This is a genomic window from Paraburkholderia kirstenboschensis (genome assembly GCF_904848585.1).
Taxonomy (GTDB): Bacteria; Pseudomonadota; Gammaproteobacteria; order Burkholderiales; family Burkholderiaceae; genus Paraburkholderia; species Paraburkholderia kirstenboschensis.
Genome location: NZ_CAJHCR010000028.1, coordinates 1 through 16600 on the forward strand (window position 1 = coordinate 1; position 16600 = coordinate 16600).

General features: G+C 59.6%; 12 protein-coding genes and 1 pseudogene. 8 read left to right on the forward strand and 5 right to left on the reverse strand.

Annotated features, from left to right (window positions below; genetic code table 11):
* The first annotated feature begins 182 nt into the window (after positions 1–182).
* The 4 genes from JMY24_RS35535 (at position 183) to JMY24_RS35550 (ending at position 2925) form a co-directional block, all read left to right on the forward strand.
* Positions 183–503 (forward strand): hypothetical protein, encoded by a 321-nt coding sequence (locus JMY24_RS35535; protein ID WP_128595294.1) that lies wholly within the window; start codon positions 183–185, stop codon positions 501–503.
* Positions 504–837: 334 nt separating this feature from the next.
* Positions 838–1329 carry a DUF3331 domain-containing protein gene (locus JMY24_RS35540; protein WP_164853528.1) on the forward strand — a complete coding sequence of 164 codons (492 nt, stop codon included), beginning with the start codon at positions 838–840 and terminating at the stop codon, positions 1327–1329.
* Positions 1330–1382: 53 nt separating this feature from the next.
* Positions 1383–2510 (forward strand): VIT1/CCC1 transporter family protein, encoded by a 1128-nt coding sequence (locus tag JMY24_RS35545; protein ID WP_128595296.1) that lies wholly within the window; start codon positions 1383–1385, stop codon positions 2508–2510.
* A 247-nt stretch (positions 2511–2757) separates the two neighbouring features.
* On the forward strand, positions 2758–2925 hold the full coding sequence (locus tag JMY24_RS35550; RefSeq protein WP_164853529.1) for a hypothetical protein: 168 nt from the start codon (positions 2758–2760) through the stop codon (positions 2923–2925).
* 207 nt (positions 2926–3132) lie between these two features.
* Here JMY24_RS35550 and JMY24_RS35555 read toward each other — a convergent pair whose 3' ends face one another.
* Positions 3133–3651: a hypothetical protein gene (locus JMY24_RS35555; RefSeq protein ID WP_128595297.1), complete on the reverse strand. Its 519-nt coding sequence runs from the start codon at positions 3649–3651 to the stop codon at positions 3133–3135.
* Positions 3652–4193: 542 nt separating this feature from the next.
* On the opposite strand from JMY24_RS35555, the gene JMY24_RS35560 reads away from it, so the two are divergent.
* On the forward strand, positions 4194–4862 hold the full coding sequence (locus JMY24_RS35560) for a response regulator transcription factor (RefSeq protein WP_201703872.1): 669 nt from the start codon (positions 4194–4196) through the stop codon (positions 4860–4862).
* 109 nt (positions 4863–4971) lie between these two features.
* On the opposite strand, the gene JMY24_RS35565 is transcribed toward JMY24_RS35560, so the two are convergent.
* Positions 4972–5364, reverse strand: a complete 393-nt coding sequence (locus JMY24_RS35565; RefSeq protein ID WP_328809328.1) for a response regulator transcription factor — start codon at positions 5362–5364, stop codon at positions 4972–4974.
* Positions 5365–6275: 911 nt separating this feature from the next.
* Here JMY24_RS35565 and JMY24_RS35570 point away from each other — a divergent pair.
* On the forward strand, positions 6276–11849 hold the full coding sequence (locus JMY24_RS35570; RefSeq protein ID WP_201703874.1) for a trifunctional serine/threonine-protein kinase/ATP-binding protein/sensor histidine kinase: 5574 nt from the start codon (positions 6276–6278) through the stop codon (positions 11847–11849).
* 51 nt (positions 11850–11900) lie between these two features.
* Here the strand turns inward: JMY24_RS35570 and JMY24_RS35575 are convergent, their stop codons facing one another.
* Positions 11901–12074: a hypothetical protein gene (locus JMY24_RS35575; protein WP_201703876.1), complete on the reverse strand. Its 174-nt coding sequence runs from the start codon at positions 12072–12074 to the stop codon at positions 11901–11903.
* Between the two features lie 199 nt (positions 12075–12273).
* Between JMY24_RS35575 and JMY24_RS35580 the strand changes: the two genes are divergently transcribed.
* Both JMY24_RS35580 and JMY24_RS35585 read left to right on the forward strand, forming a co-directional pair.
* Positions 12274–13470 carry a porin gene (locus JMY24_RS35580; protein ID WP_128595284.1) on the forward strand — a complete coding sequence of 399 codons (1197 nt, stop codon included), beginning with the start codon at positions 12274–12276 and terminating at the stop codon, positions 13468–13470.
* Between the two features lie 483 nt (positions 13471–13953).
* Positions 13954–15009 carry an alpha/beta hydrolase gene (locus JMY24_RS35585; protein WP_128595285.1) on the forward strand — a complete coding sequence of 352 codons (1056 nt, stop codon included), beginning with the start codon at positions 13954–13956 and terminating at the stop codon, positions 15007–15009.
* Positions 15010–15336: 327 nt separating this feature from the next.
* Here the strand turns inward: JMY24_RS35585 and JMY24_RS35590 are convergent, their stop codons facing one another.
* Positions 15337–15618 (reverse strand): DUF4148 domain-containing protein, encoded by a 282-nt coding sequence (locus JMY24_RS35590; protein WP_128595286.1) that lies wholly within the window; start codon positions 15616–15618, stop codon positions 15337–15339.
* Positions 15619–15828: 210 nt separating this feature from the next.
* Positions 15829–16109, reverse strand: a pseudogene (locus JMY24_RS35595) (IS6 family transposase); the annotation flags it as partial.
* Positions 16110–16600: the final 491 nt, after the last annotated feature.

Below are 16600 nucleotides of genomic sequence, written 5' to 3' on the forward strand. Positions count from 1 at the left end.
TGAGTGCCCACAGTTCGTCGTCGAGTATTGGCTTGGCCATGTCCTTTTCGTCGTCGAAACAATGAAAAGGTTAACAGCATTCATCGATGGTTAACAGCCCCTTCGTTCATTAGAGGGTAAGGGTTCTTAGGCCCGTCACCTCTCGCGCTCGCGAATCACCCACGAAAGTGCAACCAGGCAGAATGAAACGCAAAGACTTCGTGGCGCTGACGACAATTACAAGCATATTGGTCAATTGGGCCGCCAGCGTCGGCCGGCTCGGTGTAAAAGAAACCGATGAGATCGTGGTCGACACCGCACGTCCTGTCGCCTTAGTCGTTGACGAATGCAAGAAAGAGCCGAAAGCATCATTCATGGGCGAGATCAAGCAGCTGGCCAGGTGGGGAAGTTCGATCTTTACGACCACACTAACCGGATGCGCACTGTCGATCCCTATAGATAGTCCGTTATGCAAACGTATGAGGTCCCTACTGCTCGCGGAGGACCGCGCCAACCGTTCGTAGAATGTTTTTTTTGAGGCCGTCCGCCTATCTTGATTCCATGGACCGCGCGTCTTTCATTCGGGAGCCAGCCATGTCGAACGCCCTGTGTACCTAAGATTTTTATCGGCAGCAACGCCTACGACGAGTACACATTCGTCTGTCGGCTCAACAAAAACGTCTATCGAAGAACAGTAGAGTTCAGCCGCGTTTGCCTTCAGTAACAGTCAATCGGGCCAGTCCACATCCACCCGGCACTGAAACCCTTCCGAGATAGCGTGCATCTTCCCGGTGACAGCGAAGCGGTTACCTGGCGTCGCCAATTTTTTCAGCTTTTTCCAGTCCGATGGAGAATGCAATGAGCAAACACACGTATGTATCGTCGCCCCCCGATGCTGCTCCGTCAGTGCTCGCGCGCGGACGTGATCCGTCTTCGTCTGGCTCGCGTTACGTCGCCACGCCGGCGAACGAATACGCGTCGCGCTGGCTGCACATTACCTGTTCGCTCGGCGCTTGCGGTGGCGACCATGACAAGGGGCCGCAGCCCGCGCGGTGCAGTCCGCGTCCCTTCCGCGCTCCTGCTCTGGAGGACGATTACGGGCTCAATGCCACGATCGAGATTCTCGATCGGCTGAGCGCCGTGTCGGTGATCCTGTCATGGCGCGACCCTACGAGCTGCAATTATGGATATCAGACATGGCAAAAGAGGGTTGCGAGACGGGTGGGAGTCTGCGCGCTGAGTGGCTTGCCGATACAACGCAGCGATGTGATCTATCGACCGGGTCCAGGCCGCCGCAGGCCGTCGAATGCATCCGCGATGATCCTCGCCGTCTACATCGATTCCCCTTAACTCGCGCCGCGGCGGCCGTCGCGCGAGTGACCGCTAGAGCTCAAGGACATGTCATGGCATCGAAACACGAATTGAAACGATATCGCGCAAACCTATCCGACGAACTTCATAGCGCTGAGTTGTACGAAACCCTGGCGAAGGTTGAGGACAACGATGCGCGAAAAGAGATCTACGGCACTCTGGCAAAATCGGAGCGTGAGCACGCACAGGTATGGGCCGACAAGCTGAAGGTCAATGGCGACCGGTATCACGGAACCGGTCTTGCTGTGAAAACGCGCCTGATGAAAGCGCTTGTACGGCTGATTGGCGCAGGTTTTGTGCTGCCCACATTAGCTGCTGCCGAGTATGCGGATCGCAACAAGTACCAAGGCCAGCCAGACGCTGGCAGCATGTCGGCCGACGAACATCGCCACGCGGCCGTCGTTCAACAGCTCGCCAGCGGTGGCGACCCGAAAATGTCACAAGGGGCGCGCATCGCAGCGGCAGAACCCTGGCACAAGGGCGTATCGTCAGGCAACGATTTGCGCGCCGCCGTACTGGGTGCGAACGATGGACTGGTTTCCAATTTCTGCCTCATTATGGGCATGGCTGGTGCGGGAACCGGCAATAGGGCGATCCTCTTTACGGGGCTGGCCGGGTTGATTGCCGGAGCATGCTCGATGGCGCTTGGTGAATGGCTGTCCGTGACCAATGCGCGTGAACTGGCTAGCAACCAGATTGCCAGGGAGGCCGAGGAACTCGAGACAACGCCTGAGGCGGAAGAGCACGAGCTCGTGCTCATTTACCGCGCTAAAGGTTTGGATGCAGATGAGGCGAAGCGTGTCGCATCACATATGATGCGTGACAAGAACAATGCGCTTGATACATTGACACGTGAGGAGCTAGGTCTGGACCCGGCGGATCTAGGTGGTAATCCGTGGTCGGCAGCGGGCGTGTCTTTCTGTCTTTTCTCGGTGGGGGCTATCTTTCCAACGATGCCGTTCTTGTGGGCTCATGGTTTCGGCGCAATCGTTCAGTGCATAGTGCTAAGCACTTTGGCTTTGGCGTCCATCGGCGTCTTCACATCGCTCTTTAATGGACGTAGCGCTCTTTTTTCGTGTTTCCGTCAGATCATCATCGGTCTTCTGGCCGCAGCATTTACTTTTGGCGTCGGCCACTTGCTTGGCGTCTCTATTTCCTGAACCTGAACGGCGGTCGACCCGACGTCGATGCATCCTAGCCCCGTATCCGAATACATGAGGACAGCGGAATGTCTCCGCGTTCTCACTTCGAGGGAACGGACTTCCATGGCGCCGAAGACGCTGAGCCGAGCAGTCAAGTTGCGTTGGTCGAAGAATGGAACAATCTGCTGCGGCCTGGTGCGCTGATGCTGCGCGCCGAAAATGCACCGTTCCGCGAGCGTCAGTGGATGCGCGAGTTGGGTCCGCCATGCACATCGACGCGCTCGCGGTGCATGTGACACTCGGCATCGATGCCTGGCGGATCGGCACTCTCGAGCGCCTTGCATGCATTGTTGAGTCCGGTATCGCCGCGCGCGAGGTTCCGCCTCGGCTCGACGCGATCAAAGGTAACCGCAGGTCCACTCGTTTGCGCTGATGGCCGCGGAGGCGGCGCCTCCTGCGCCGCGTTCTCCGCTCTCCTTTGATCAGGTGAAGGTTGCCATCGGGTCGTAGCAGTGCAGATCACACCCGGCACTGGACCACGCGCATCAGTATCTCGAACGGAAGCGCCAGAAGGAACACGCTGGCCACCCTGACGCACCAGAGTGCAAGAAAGCGGACCATTCGTCGAGATTGCATCCCGTTAGCCCCGCGAGTCGCAAGGTTGTTTCGACGCGCCTGCTAATGCTGCGCATCGAGGACGACATGACACGGATAGCTTGCGTTCGCGCATCGGCCCAGTGCAGAACAAGATAACGAAAGCAGACTTGCCGGCGCATTCGATCAGAGACAGCAGGGAAATCGCAATGGAGTGCTTGAAGTCAAACGGAAGCCCGGGTGCGATTGCCAATACGCTCGTGCCGCAAATAAAGGCGAAGATTCCGCGTGCGAAACGAACGTCCTCAATGGCCCCAACGCCCGCGGCGATGATGGTCAATTTCGCCACGACAACGGCCAACAGCCAGGCATCGTCGCTCGATGCGCCGCACTCAAACGGCGCTTCAATAAGCGACCATCCACAGATTGCGAAAATCAGCGCTGTTACGGTCCGTGCGGGCGACAAATGTGCAGCGTCCGCTGCGGGCTGAATCGGCACATATTCTGCAAAGAACCTGTTGTGATCCACGACGTCACTAGCGCGTGCGATTTCTTTGATATTCACAAGGCATTCTCCTGTTGGCGATGCCGGTGAAAAATGGACGCATGCCTGGCTCAACTGATTCGCCCGTCAGACAATGAGAGCAACGTACCCGCGCCGTACGGACGCGTCCGCCATGCAATGAAGATACGCGCTCCTGACTGGCAAATCCATCCTACGAAAGGTTGGCGCCGCTGCCGCATAGACGTTGAGAACTCATACCTGCGTATAGCTCGCCAAATACGACGGAGTGCGGTACCGTACGTTCAGCCGGGCTGACGCGCGCAGATCGCAGCTCCAGCCGCGGCGCTCATTTGCGGCGCAGCCCGGCTCCGTCACAAGGATTGCGCCAGGTGTTCGCCGGCGGCAAACAACGTTAGACAAATTGGCAGATTGCAATGCTGTCGGCAGTTAAACAGGTGACAGGGAAATTCAGGTCTGTAGGTACTATGACGTTGTCTGGACGCGCCGATTTACGGAAAGTGGTTTATGCCTTCGCTCGGCGCACTTCCGGGCACGCGATGTTCAACGTCACCGCGCACTTTGTCGATTCGGAAGGGGAGTAGATGATTTTGGAACCGCATTCGACGTCGACCCGCAGCGCCGGCGGCAGCAAGCCATGTGTGGTTTATGTAGTCGACGATGACGAGGCCGTTCGGCTCGCGCTGGGCGCCCTGCTTCGCTCAGTCGGGCTACGCGTCGAGACGTTCAGATCGTCGCACGAGTTTCTCGCCTTCGAGAAGTACGACGCGCCCAGTTGCCTGATTCTCGACGTCAGGTTGCACGGCGAAAGCGGCCTCACCTTTCAGGAAGAAGTGGCGAAGAGCGGCCTCCAAATGCCGATTCTGTTCATGACAGGCCATGGCGACGTGGAAATGTCCGTCAAGGCCATGAAAGCGGGAGCGCTCGACTTTTTTTCCAAGCCCTTTCGCGATCAGGACATGCTGGACGCAGTCTCGAATGCGTTGACGCGCGATGCGGCGCGCCGCGCGGCCGAACAATCCATCGCGGCGCTTCGGGGCTGCTACGGCTCGTTGACATCGCGGGAGCGAGAGGTAGTGGGATTCGTGGTGGCCGGCCTGATGAACAAACAGATTGCCTCGGAGATGAATCTTAGCGAAATCACCGTGAAGACCCACCGCGGGCAGGCAATGAAAAAAATGGCAGCGCGTTCCCTAGCAGATCTCGTGCGAAAGGCGGAAGCCCTTGGGATCGAACCGCATCACCTGAAGTGATCCTGATCCTTCTGTGACGGTGCGCGCTGTCCGCCGCGCTTTTGCTCTCTACATTCTCATTTGAGAGGGTTCAACTCGCTGCTTCGTGCACTCCCGAGCGCTTGACGCGCTATGACCCGCCGGACGCGAGCGTCAGGCACTGTGCCAGGGCGGCGGTGTCGACAGGCTTCTCGAGGAACGCCAGCACACTGTTCCCCTCGATTTTTGCGTGGATTTTCGCCTGCAGAACGGCGGTCGGAAAGGCTGTCATCAAAATGGTGGGCGGAGCGCACCCAAGTTCCAGCAGGCGATCGTGCAGATCGACGCCGGACATGCCCGACATGATCACGTCGGAAATCAGACATGTCGTTTCTGCGACGCTCGCGGACGCCAAAAACTCCTCTGCCGACGCGAAGACGCGCGTGTCCCAGCCTAACGAACGAATCAGGCTCGCGGTGGCAAGGCGGACGGCCTCGTCGTCGTCGACAATGGAAGCAATCCGAGGGACACGCAACTCGCTCACCTCTACCCTCGGGGAATGGGGCGCAACGGACAGAGCGCGGAAATGCGGCTACCCGTGCGCGCTTATTGCACCAAGCGTAGAGCACGAACTGGTGGGCGAAAATCATACGAACGTATGAGCGCGCCGGCTCGGGTGGCCGAAAGTCTTGGCTCTCGGGGGAGTTCTTGCAAAACAATCAAGATGTAACGGTCTTTCGCTTTGCCATGAAGGTCGGCAATCGGTCAGCCTTTGCGGCCGTTCGCAAGCCGTGGCTCGGCATGGATTCGACTGGCCGCTATGGAGAAGAGCCGAGCGCCCTCCTCGACTCCGATGTGAAGTTCATATTCAGTGCACCCGCGACGAACCGTTGGTCTCAATCTGACCGGAAGCTCGTCGAAGACAGTACTCGACCTAATCCATAGATCAAAAAAGGCGCAAGCCGCGGAATACGTGGACGTCGAGGGTCTGCCCGTCGATCGGTTCGCGGTTGCGAGCGGGCCGACGGCACAACTCAAACACGACACCCCAACTGGTGCACGCGCCGGCCTGTCCATCAACGATTCACGTCAGTCACCCGCTCTCAGTGCATCGGGATGCGCTTGCCGCTGTGCAGGCCCATAGCAGGCAAGCGACATTCTTATGCAAGCCCCATGCGATTAGCCATTTCTGCCTGCCAGTCGCTTCGCGGCCTGGATCCCGGCAGCATGCGTGGCGTTCAACGGCCACCATCAGTTCTGCATCGACTTCTAATGAAACCGCCTCAGCGTGGCAAGGCTGTCGGCTGTGAAGGAAATCTAAGTACGTGATAAATTAGCGCGTATAAAATACATTTTTGCGGTGATGAAATCGTTGTATTATCGCAGGTAGATAAAATATTGATTTCACCATTGACGCCTGTTCGTATCGATTTGCTATCTCCCCCGGAGGCATCAATGACGCTCGTCGTCAAAAGCGGCAGGGTGCGGCAGATAGCCCGACACATCGCTCCCAGCGCCGAGAGACTTCAAATCTTGTGGGACGACGGCGACCTCGTCTTCTGTCGAGGACAGCGCCCGGGCGATGTCGGCGGCGAAAACGTCCTGATGGTGCGGGCCGCCGCCGAACTTCCGCCACCGGCGAGCGTCGATCGTCTTGCTCATGAATTCGGACTGAAAGACGAACTCGATGGCGCGTGGGCGGTGCGGCCAATGCAACTGGTTCGCGAAGTGGGCCGGACGCTACTGGTGCTCGAGGATCCGGGCGGCGAGCCGCTCGCTCGGCTGCTTGGCGCGCCCATGGAAGCGGGCAGCGTGTTGCGCCTCACGGTTGGCATCGCCGCGGCGCTGGGCAAGCTGCACCAGCGCGGCCTTGTCCACAAGGATCTCAAGCCCGCTCATATCCTCGTAGACTGCGCGGACGGACACGCGCGGCTCACCGGCTTCGGCATCGCCTCGCGGCTGCCGCGCGAACGGCGGGCGCCCGAGCCACCCGAGACCATCGCCGGCACCCTCGCCTACATGGCGCCCGAGCAGACCGGCCGGATGAACCGCTCGATCGATTCGCGCAGCGACCTCTATTCGCTCGGCGTCACGCTCTATCAGATGCTCACTGGCGCGCTGCCGTTTACGGCCGCCGACCCGATGGAATGGGTGCACTGCCATATCGCCAGAAAGCCGGTGCCGCCTGGCGAGCGGTTGGAGACGGTCCCCGCTGCGCTCTCCCGGATCGTCATGAAGCTGCTCGCCAAGACCGCCGAGGAGCGCTACCAGACTGCCGCCGGCGTCGAGCAGGATCTGCGACGCTGCCTTGCCAGTTGGGAGCGCGATGGCCAGGTCGACGACTTCCCGCTGGGCGAACACGACACACCCGACCGGCTGCTGATTCCCGAGAAGCTGTACGGACGGGAGCGCGAGATCGACACCATGGTTGCCGCGTTCGATCGGATCGTCAAACGCGGCGCGCCCGAACTGGTGCTGGTCTCCGGCTATTCCGGCATCGGCAAATCCTCGGTCGTCAATGAACTGCACAAGGTGCTGGTGCCGCCGCGAGGGCTCTTCGCCTCCGGCAAGTTCGACCAGTACAAACGCGACATTCCCTATTCGACGCTGGTGCAGGCTTTTCAAAGTCTGGTGAGGCCGCTTCTCGGCAAGAGCGACGCCGAACTGGCGAACTGGCGCGGCGCGTTGCTGGAGGCGCTGGGACCGAATGCACGGCTCATGACCGATCTCATCCCCGAACTGAAGCTCATCATCGGTGAGCCGGTCGCGGTCCCGGAGCTCGACCCGCAGCAGGCGCAAAGCCGTTTCCAGCTCGTGTTCCGGCGCTTCATCGGTGTGTTTGCCCGACCGGACCATCCGCTGGCGCTGTTTCTCGACGATCTGCAATGGCTCGACGCTGCGACGCTTGAACTGCTCGAGGATCTGCTGACCCGCTCGGATCTGCGATACCTGATGCTGATCGGCGCTTACCGGGACAACGAAGTCGATGCCACGCATCCGCTGATGGGCAAGCTTCAAGCCATCAGGAATACTGGCGCCACGATCGGGGAAATCAGGCTCGTACCGCTCGCCCATGAGCACATAGAGAAGTTGATTGCGGATGCGCTTCACTGCAAGTCGGAACATGCCGCGGCGCTCGCGCATCTGGTGCATGAGAAGACCGCCGGCAATCCGTTCTTCGTGATTCAGTTTCTTTACTTGCTTGCCGAAGAGGCACTACTCACCTTCGACTATGACGCGGCGTGCTGGTGCTGGGATTTCGATCGCATCCACGCCAAGGGTTACACCGAGAATGTGGTGGACCTCATGGCCGGCAGGTTGACCCGCCTGCCGGTCGGAGCGCAGCAGGCGTTGCAGCAGCTCGCCTGCCTTGGCAACGTGGCCGCGAGCGCGATGCTTTCAATCGTTCTCGGCGCCTCGAAGCTGCAGGTTGACGCGGCGCTACGGCCGGCTGTGCATCAGGAACTGGTCGAGCGTCTGCAAGGCTCTTACAGATTTATCCACGACCGGGTGCAGGAGGCCGCCTATTCACTGATTCCGGAAACGTTGCGGGCTGAGGTCCATCTCCGGATTGGAAGGCTGCTGGTGACGCAGACGCCCCCCGAGAAACGGGAGGAGGCGATCTTCGAGATCGTCAATCAGCTCAACCGCGGCGCCGCGCTGATCACCGAACAAGAGGAGCGGGACCAGCTCGCCGAGCTCAATCTGACCGCGGGCAGGCGCGCCAAGGGGGCCACCGCCCACGCCTCGGCGCTCACCTATCTCAATGCCGGTGCGGCGCTGTTGGCGACGGATAGTTGGGAGCGCCGGCACGAGCTGATCTTTGCGCTGGAGCTAAACCGGGCCGAATGCGAGTTCCTCAGCGGTGCCCGGACAGTCGCAGAAGACCGGTTGAACGCGCTTTCGCCTCAGGCTGCAACGACCATCGAGCGTGCGTCGGTCGCCGGCCTGCTTCTGGACCTCTACACGGCGCTTGGTCAGAGCGGCCGCGCCGTTGCCGTTGGCCTCGACTATCTCCGGCATTTGGGGGTCGACTGGTCGCCGCATCCGACAGAGGAGGACGTGCGACGCGAATACAAGCGATTCTGGTCCCAGCTCGGGCGCCGCAGCATCGAGGATCTGATCGAACTGCCGTTGATGGCCGATCCAGCATCTCTCGCGACGATGGACGTCCTGACCAAGCTCGTGTCGCCTGCATTCCATACGGAAAGGAACCTCTATCCCCTCGCCATGTGCTGGGCGGTCAATCTCAGCCTGGAGCGGGGCAACAGCGACGCTTCGTGCGCGACCTACGCATGGTTTGGCTGCGTCGCCAGCGCGCACTTCGGCGACCACGAGTCGGCCTATCGCCTGGGGCAACTTGGCTGCGAACTGGCAGAGCGACGCGGATTCACGCGCTTCCAGGCCCGGACCTATATGGCAGCTGGAAGTCACCTGATTCCATTCGCAAGGCAGGTCGGGAGTGCACGCGATGTGCTGCGCCGTGGGTACGAGATTGCGAACAGGAGCGGAGATCTGCTGTTTATGGGGTGGTACAGGGGTCTCTACCTGATCGACAATCTTCTCGCAGCGGGCACGCCTCTCATTGAGGTCCAACGCGAAGCCGAGGGCGGTCTCGCATTCGCACAAAAGATGCAGTTGGGGCACCACGTCGACCTCATCGCATCGTACCTCGGGCTTGTCCGGATGCTGCGCGGCTTGACTTCGACATTCGGCTCTTTCAATGATGACCAGTTCGACGAGGTCCAGGTCCAAACACGTCTGGCAAGTGACCCGCAGTTCGCGTGGATCGATTGCCTTTACCATATCCAAAAGCTGCAGGCCCACTTCCATGCCGGCAACTTTGCCGCTGCCGTCCATGCGGCATCCAGAGCGGAACAGGTGCACCCGGGCATCTTGCGATTGCTGTTCACGGCCGCCGATCATCGCTTTTACTGTGCGCTGTCCCATGCCGCCTGTTGCGACCGCGAACCGGCCGGCGAGCGACAGCAGCACCTGCACGTTGTCGCTGCCCACCATAACCAGCTCCGGGCTTGGGCGGACAACTGTCCTGAGAATTTCGAGGACCGCGCGGCGCTGGTAGGTGCTGAGATCGCTCGCCTTGAAGGCCGCGATGTCGAGGCGATGCGCCTCTACGAACAGGCGATCCGTGCGGCGCGGGACAATGGCTTCCTCCAGAACGAGGCTATCGCGTACGAAGTGGCCGCGCGCTTTTACGCCGCGCGCGGCTTCGAACAGTTTCGGTGCCTGTATCTGCGGCAGGCCCACTACTGCTACCTGCGTTGGGGAGCCAACGCGAAGGCGCGGCAACTTGAGGAGAAGTATCCGCACCTTGGCGTGGAAGAGCCCGCGCCCCGCCTGACGGGCACAATCGGCGCGCCGGTCGAACATCTCGATCTCACGACTGTGATCAAGGTATCGCAGGCCATCTCGGGCGACATCGTCCTCGACAGGCTGATCGATACGCTCATGCGCACGGCGATTGAACAGGCCGGTGCGGAGCGGGGTCTGTTGATTCTTCCAGACGGCGGCGAACAACGGATAGCAGCAGAAGCGACGACCGGCGGCGACACGACCCAGGTGCAGCTGCGCGAGAAGCCGGTGACTGCGGCGGTGCTGCCGGAGTCGGTCCTCTATCATGTCCTGCGCACCCGGGAGAGCGTCATTCTCAACGATGCCGCGGCCCAGCCCCCGTTTGCGACGGACCGCTACATCCATCAGCATCGTGCCCGTTCGATTCTCTGCCTGCCCCTGATGAATCAGGCCAGGCTAACCGGCGTGCTTTACCTCGAAAACAATCTGATGCCCCACGTCTTCGCACCGGCCCGCATCGCCGTGTTGAAGCTGCTCGCCTCGCAGGCGGCGATCGCGCTGGAGAATGCCCGCTTATACCGCGACCTCGCGGAACGCGAGGCTCAAATCCGGCGTTTGGTCGACGCCAACATCATCGGGATCGTCATCCGCGACCATGGAGGTGCAATTCTCGAGGCCAATGACGCGTTTCTACGAATCGTGGGATACGACCGTGACGATCTCGTCGCGGGTCGCGTGCGGTGGACGGAGCTGACCACTCCGGAATCACGCGACCGCAGCGCACATGCCCTGGCAGAACTTAAGAGTACCGGGACCCTCAAACCGTTCGAGAAGGAGTATTTCCGTAAGGATGGCAGGCGTGTGCCTGTGCTGACCGGGGCAGCGATCTTCGAGGAAGGTGGGAGCGCGGGTGTCGCTTTCGTGCTCGATCTAACCGAGCTTAAGCAGGCGGAGGGAAAGGTCCGCGAGAGCGAGCGGCGCTATCGTGAAGTGCAGACGGAACTGGAGCATGCGAACCGCGTATCCACCATGGGCCAGCTCGCGTCCTCAATCGCGCATGAGGTCAACCAACCGACCGCCGCAACGGTCACCAACGCCGCTGCTGCGCTGCGCTGGCTGGGCGCCCAGCCGCCAGACCTCGAGGAGGTGCGGCAGGCGCTCCACCGTATCGTCAACGACGGTAATCGGGCGGGGGACGTGATCGGCCGGATCCGTCAACTCATCAGGAAGGCGCCACCACGCAAGGAAACGGTGGATATCAACAAGGCGATCCACGAGGTGATCGAGCTCACCCGTGGCGAAACCGTGAAGCACGGCGCCTCGGTGCGGACGCAACTTGCAGACGGCTTGCCCTTCGTCGAGGGAGACCGTGTCGAATTGCAACAGGTCCTCCTGAACCTGATCATCAACGCAATCGAGGCTATGGGCGAGGTCAGCGATGGCGCGCGGGAAGTGCTGATCAGCACGGGAAACGCCGACGCTGACCGCGTACTTGTAACGGTGCGCGATTCGGGGCCGGGCTTTGCCCCGGACAGCACCCCCGAGCATGTTTTCACCTCGTTCTACACCACGAAGCCCACCGGCTTGGGAATGGGGCTGTCGATCTGCCGTTCGATCATCGAGGCACACGGCGGCCGATTGTGGGCGAACGCGAACGAGCCTCGCGGCGCGATCTTTCAATTCACGGTGCCCGCCCACCCAGATGTTCGATCGTAATTGCGGTTCCCACTCTGGCATAACCTCCCGCTGCGTAATAGGAGTCGTCCATCACATCAAAACCCCTCGCGGATCGCGCGTTGCATCCAGTTCGGTCGCGACCAGCAGAGGGACACCCGACGCCGGATCAATGGCCCAGAAGATCAGGCGGTTGCTGAAAGGCATTACCTTCAGGGACGCCGAGGCGGTTAAAGGATGATCACCGCGCTCATCAAAATTCGCCACGTGAAGGTCCCTACTTATCAAGCCGTCCACACACCACTCCTGGCGTTAGCTCCGTGACGTGAAAATTACATGTTTGACATATTTGCATAAAACACACGGTGTCCATATTTCAAAAAATTCACTATGTATACAAGGCTAGACTTTCGTCTCCCGCAGACACTGCCTGTTTGCGAGGAGTACTCAGTTATGGAGAGTCTTGATGAAGTACAAGGTATTGTCTGCCACGCTGCTTGCAGCACTCGGCACGACCGCAGCACATGCGCAAAGCAGCGTGAACCTATACGGCCTGCTGGATGAAGGCATTAGCTATAGCAGCAACACCGGCGGTCACAGCAATGTCAAGTTGACCGACGCCATGATGCAAAGCAATCGTTGGGGCCTGAGAGGCGCCGAAGATCTCGGGGGTGGCCTGAAGGCACTGTTCGTCCTGGAAAACGGCTTTACGCTGAGCAACGGCAAGCTTGGCCAAGGTGGCCGCGAATTCGGCCGAAGCGCCTATGTCGGCCTGTCGAGCAACCAGTTCGGCACCCTGACCATGGGTCGTCAGAATGAATTCATGTACGACTGGGTCGGCCGTGTATCGATGGAAAACTTCAACGGCGCAGGTGGCAATACCTTTGCGCACGTGATGGACAACGACAACATGCTCGGAACGTTCCGTGTCAACAATGCGGTGAAATACCAGAGCCCGAACTACTACGGCCTAACCGTCGGCGCCCTGTATGGCTTTTCGAACCAGGCCGGCGGCTTCGCGAACAACCGTGCGTACAGTTTTGGTGCCATGTACAACAACGGGCCGATTCTTGCGACGTTGGGTTACACGCAAATTAACAACAACCTCAGCAGCCTCAACACCAGTGGCGCAGTTGATAACAGCGCCAACGGCAGCGGCACCGGCGACCAGAACTTCACCGCAGGGCGCCAGCGTACCCTCGGTGGCGGCTTGAACTACACGTTCGGCCCGGCCAAAGTCGGTTTTGTGATCACCGACACCAAGCTGAACAACACAACCGCTTTGCCCGGCGGCGGTACGTTGACGGCTGCAAACGCCGCTTATGTTCATTTCACGAATTACGAAGTGAACGCGCATTACAGCCTTACCTCGGCATTGACCCTGGGCGCAGCTTACACTTTCACCGATGGCAAGTTCGACAACGCCCGGAACGCAGCATCGCCGAAGTGGAACCAGGTCAGCCTGTTGTCGGATTACGCCCTGTCGAACCGCACGGACGTTTATGCAGTCGCCAACTGGTCACACCTGAGCGGCGGTCTGAACTCGGCGGTACCGGGTAATTCGAGCTTGACTGCATTTGAAGGCGCAAGCTCCTATATCGGCGGCATTGCGGCGACGAAGAATCAGGTGGTCGTGGGTGCTGGTCTGCGCACCCGCTTCTAAGGCCTGATCAACGTTGAGGAACGCCGAACTTGCGGCGATTCGCGTGCGGCAAGGAGGAGTGTTTCTCACTCGGCGGATGGCTGATATTCGTATCGTTGAGGCTCGATTCGTGGGAGCGGAACGTCCGCTTCCCCGGGAGAGAGCCGAGTATTGAAGGGATGACAAGCCACATCAAGTGCGTTATTCGAGCGAGAGAGGCTTGATAACGTTGCCGGTAGTCTCTGTCACCGAGAAGCGTTCTCCGAGAAACAGTTAGCCCGCCCATTCTGGCGGGCTTTTTTTGGGAGCGGTGCTGATCATCCCGAGCCGGAACGCAATGCTGACGAATGCGGCTTGATCGTGTGAAATTTCCACGCGGGCGCCGAGGAAAAAAGACACACCATGAGCGTCGGTGACGATAAGTAGCTCGGACGCATTCGCGCCCTGAAACCATTCGAGATAGTTTATGAACCCGCGATTTAAGCAAGCAAACGGAAGTCGTCCATGAAATTCACTAAGTTGTTTGTACTCGCGTGCGCTGCATTCGTGGGTGTTTCGGGCGTTGCGCTCGCCGGAGACGACGCGCTTGCCCCCCGGCAGGTGCCCGCAAAGCTCCTGCCAGTGCCGGCGGATGTTAGCCCCGAATTGCAAAAGCTCATCGCGGCGCCCTATAACCCAGCATGGAATGTGTTATGGACCACGGGCGAGCAATGGAGAGCGGCTGCCAACTCGCAGGCTGCCAAGGTCATGCAAACCCAACCGGCCATGCGGGAACGCCTCGGTGTGACGGTGCAGCACAATACAATCAACGGTGTGAGGGTGTACGTCGTGACGCCCGATGTTATCCCGCCCGATCACCGCGACAAGGTGCTAATTCACATTCATGGCGGCTGCTATGAGCTTTACCCGGGCGAGGCTGGTACGAACGAAGCCATCATCATGGCGGGCCTGGGGCACTACAAAGTGATTTCTGTTGACTACCGGATGCCGCCCGAGGGTTACTTCCCCGCTGCGCTTGACGACGTCGAGACGGTCTACAAGGCGGTACTGCGGGCGAACGATGCGAAGAACGTGGGCGTTTTTGGGACCTCGGCGGGTGGAGCTTTGGTGCTGGAGCTGATGCTGCGTGCGAAACAGGAAGGCCTGCAAATGCCCGGCGCGATCGCGCCAGGTACGCCGATGTCGGACCTCACGAAGACTGGCGATTCGTTCTATACCAATGAAAAGGTCGACAACGTCCTGGTGTCACGCGATGGATTCTGCGATGCCGCGGCGGTAGTCTATGCGCACGGCCATGATCTCAAGGACCCACTGCTCTCACCTGTCTACGGAGACATGCACGGTTTTCCGCCGGCGATCCTGACCACGGGAACCCGGGACCTGCTGCTCAGCAACACAATTCGTGTGCATCGGAAGCTTCGAGAGGCGGGTATCGATGCACAACTCGAGGTCTTTGACGGCATGTCGCACGCGCAGTACCAAATGGATGACCGCATACCTGAGACAAAAGAGGCGTTTGGTGAAATTACCGATTTCTTCAACAGGCACCTCGGTCGTTGACCGGACTTCCTCTACAGGGCTGTCGTCATTCCACTCGTTACTACTGCCGCCGTGATGATTACCGCGAGGCACTTCCGGAATATGTCGTGCAGCAGGAGCACTGCCTGATTGCGATGGAATCATGCGCCGGGACGCAGTTTCTAGCGACCACATTCAAAGGATCGGTCACGAAGTACGGCTTGCTCCGGCGCACTTTGTTGCACCATTTCGCAAATCGAACAAGAACGACTTTAATGCCGTAGAGGCAATTGCCGAAGCAGCCGTAAGTGGTCACACGAGGTTTTCGCGCATCAAGAAAATCCGCAACCGGCGACCCCATTCCCAACCTTAATTCGACGCCGGGTGCGCCCCCGGCATGCCCGCCGTCCGAATTGCCGCGGTACCGTGTGTGCCATGCTGGATCGCATAGATCTCCCGATTGCGCGCGATCTCGGCGGCCGACGGCGGGTAGTCGCTATTGGACGTCGGCACCAGCCCTTCGGCCTGTGCCTGCTGCAACTGCGCTATGACTTCAGCGCGTGTCAATCCCGACGACGTGGTTTGAGCAAAAGCGTTTGCGCCGAACGGCAAGCTAAGTGCAGCAACGGCAATCGCGGTAAGCAGTTTCATGATGTCTCTCCGGGTAGTGGCAAGAAGTGAGTGGCCTGAACCACGCTTCCCATTCTCGTCATTTCACCTGTCCGGGCACTGACCCGCTGATTACCGTTTTGTCATTCAGGCATTGCCTCGTGAAACGTCACGTCACCGCACTTTCGCATCAACGCCAGATAACAGAACGGGGCGCTGCCAAGCTAAAAGACTGACGACAAGGTAGCCGGGACGCTTCTGCAGCAGGACATCGAGTTCGGCGCCTTGTTGATCAACTGCCCGCCCCAGCAAGTACGGTTCGCGGCGCAGCGTTACGAACACCTCTTCCAGATGCCAAATCCTGCCGGGGCTGCGCCGACCTGCTTTGACACGATATGCAAAACCAGCGCCAAACTTCTCGCACCAGCGTCGAATCGTCTCATAGCTGACGGTGACTCCGCGCTCGAACACTGACTCCTCGATGTCGCGCAGGCTTAACTGGAACCTCAATACCAGCGCACTGCGCAACTGATGACGACGCCCGGAAAGCAATTGCGGTGATAGAGAGGCTTCGAGTTCTTCGTCCTCTGACTCTACCTGCATCTCTGGTTACCGTGACAACGCCGTTTCTGGAAGCAGTCGAGGCAAACGGCACTGGGGCGGGCACTGGAAAGCATTGGCGGTTGGTTCATCGCATTCGCTGGCGCGTGCATGAAGGCTGGATTTGTCTATCCGCTTGAGGATGAGGACGAAAGCCCGTGCGTCGTTTCGCCACATGGGCCTCGGAAGTTGGGCAATCGGGATAAGCCAGAGCGAGTTGGCGTGTGTTTGCGGGGAGGGGCCGAGTGACTGCCCGAGTCGCGTGGGACTGCTAGGTGGAATATCTGCACGCAGGACAAGTACAACAGGGCAAGCTCTGCAGTAGGTTATCGCGCGGTGGGCCACCAGCTATGCGTGGCGGCGTTGTCATGATGCCAATGGCGTCCATGCTGCCCATTGACCGTTCGTGCGGGATGATTGGAGG

Coding starts and splice junctions, on each gene's coding strand:
- JMY24_RS35580 (WP_128595284.1), top strand. CDS start 12,274: ATGAAGTACAAGGTATTGTCTGCCACGCTGCTTGCAGCACTCGGCACG.
- JMY24_RS35560 (WP_201703872.1), top strand. CDS start 4,194: ATGATTTTGGAACCGCATTCGACGTCGACCCGCAGCGCCGGCGGCAGC.
- JMY24_RS35590 (WP_128595286.1), bottom strand. CDS start 15,618: ATGAAACTGCTTACCGCGATTGCCGTTGCTGCACTTAGCTTGCCGTTC.
- JMY24_RS35585 (WP_128595285.1), top strand. CDS start 13,954: ATGAAATTCACTAAGTTGTTTGTACTCGCGTGCGCTGCATTCGTGGGT.
- JMY24_RS35540 (WP_164853528.1), top strand. CDS start 838: ATGAGCAAACACACGTATGTATCGTCGCCCCCCGATGCTGCTCCGTCA.
- JMY24_RS35535 (WP_128595294.1), top strand. CDS start 183: ATGAAACGCAAAGACTTCGTGGCGCTGACGACAATTACAAGCATATTG.
- JMY24_RS35545 (WP_128595296.1), top strand. CDS start 1,383: ATGGCATCGAAACACGAATTGAAACGATATCGCGCAAACCTATCCGAC.
- JMY24_RS35570 (WP_201703874.1), top strand. CDS start 6,276: ATGACGCTCGTCGTCAAAAGCGGCAGGGTGCGGCAGATAGCCCGACAC.
- JMY24_RS35550 (WP_164853529.1), top strand. CDS start 2,758: ATGCACATCGACGCGCTCGCGGTGCATGTGACACTCGGCATCGATGCC.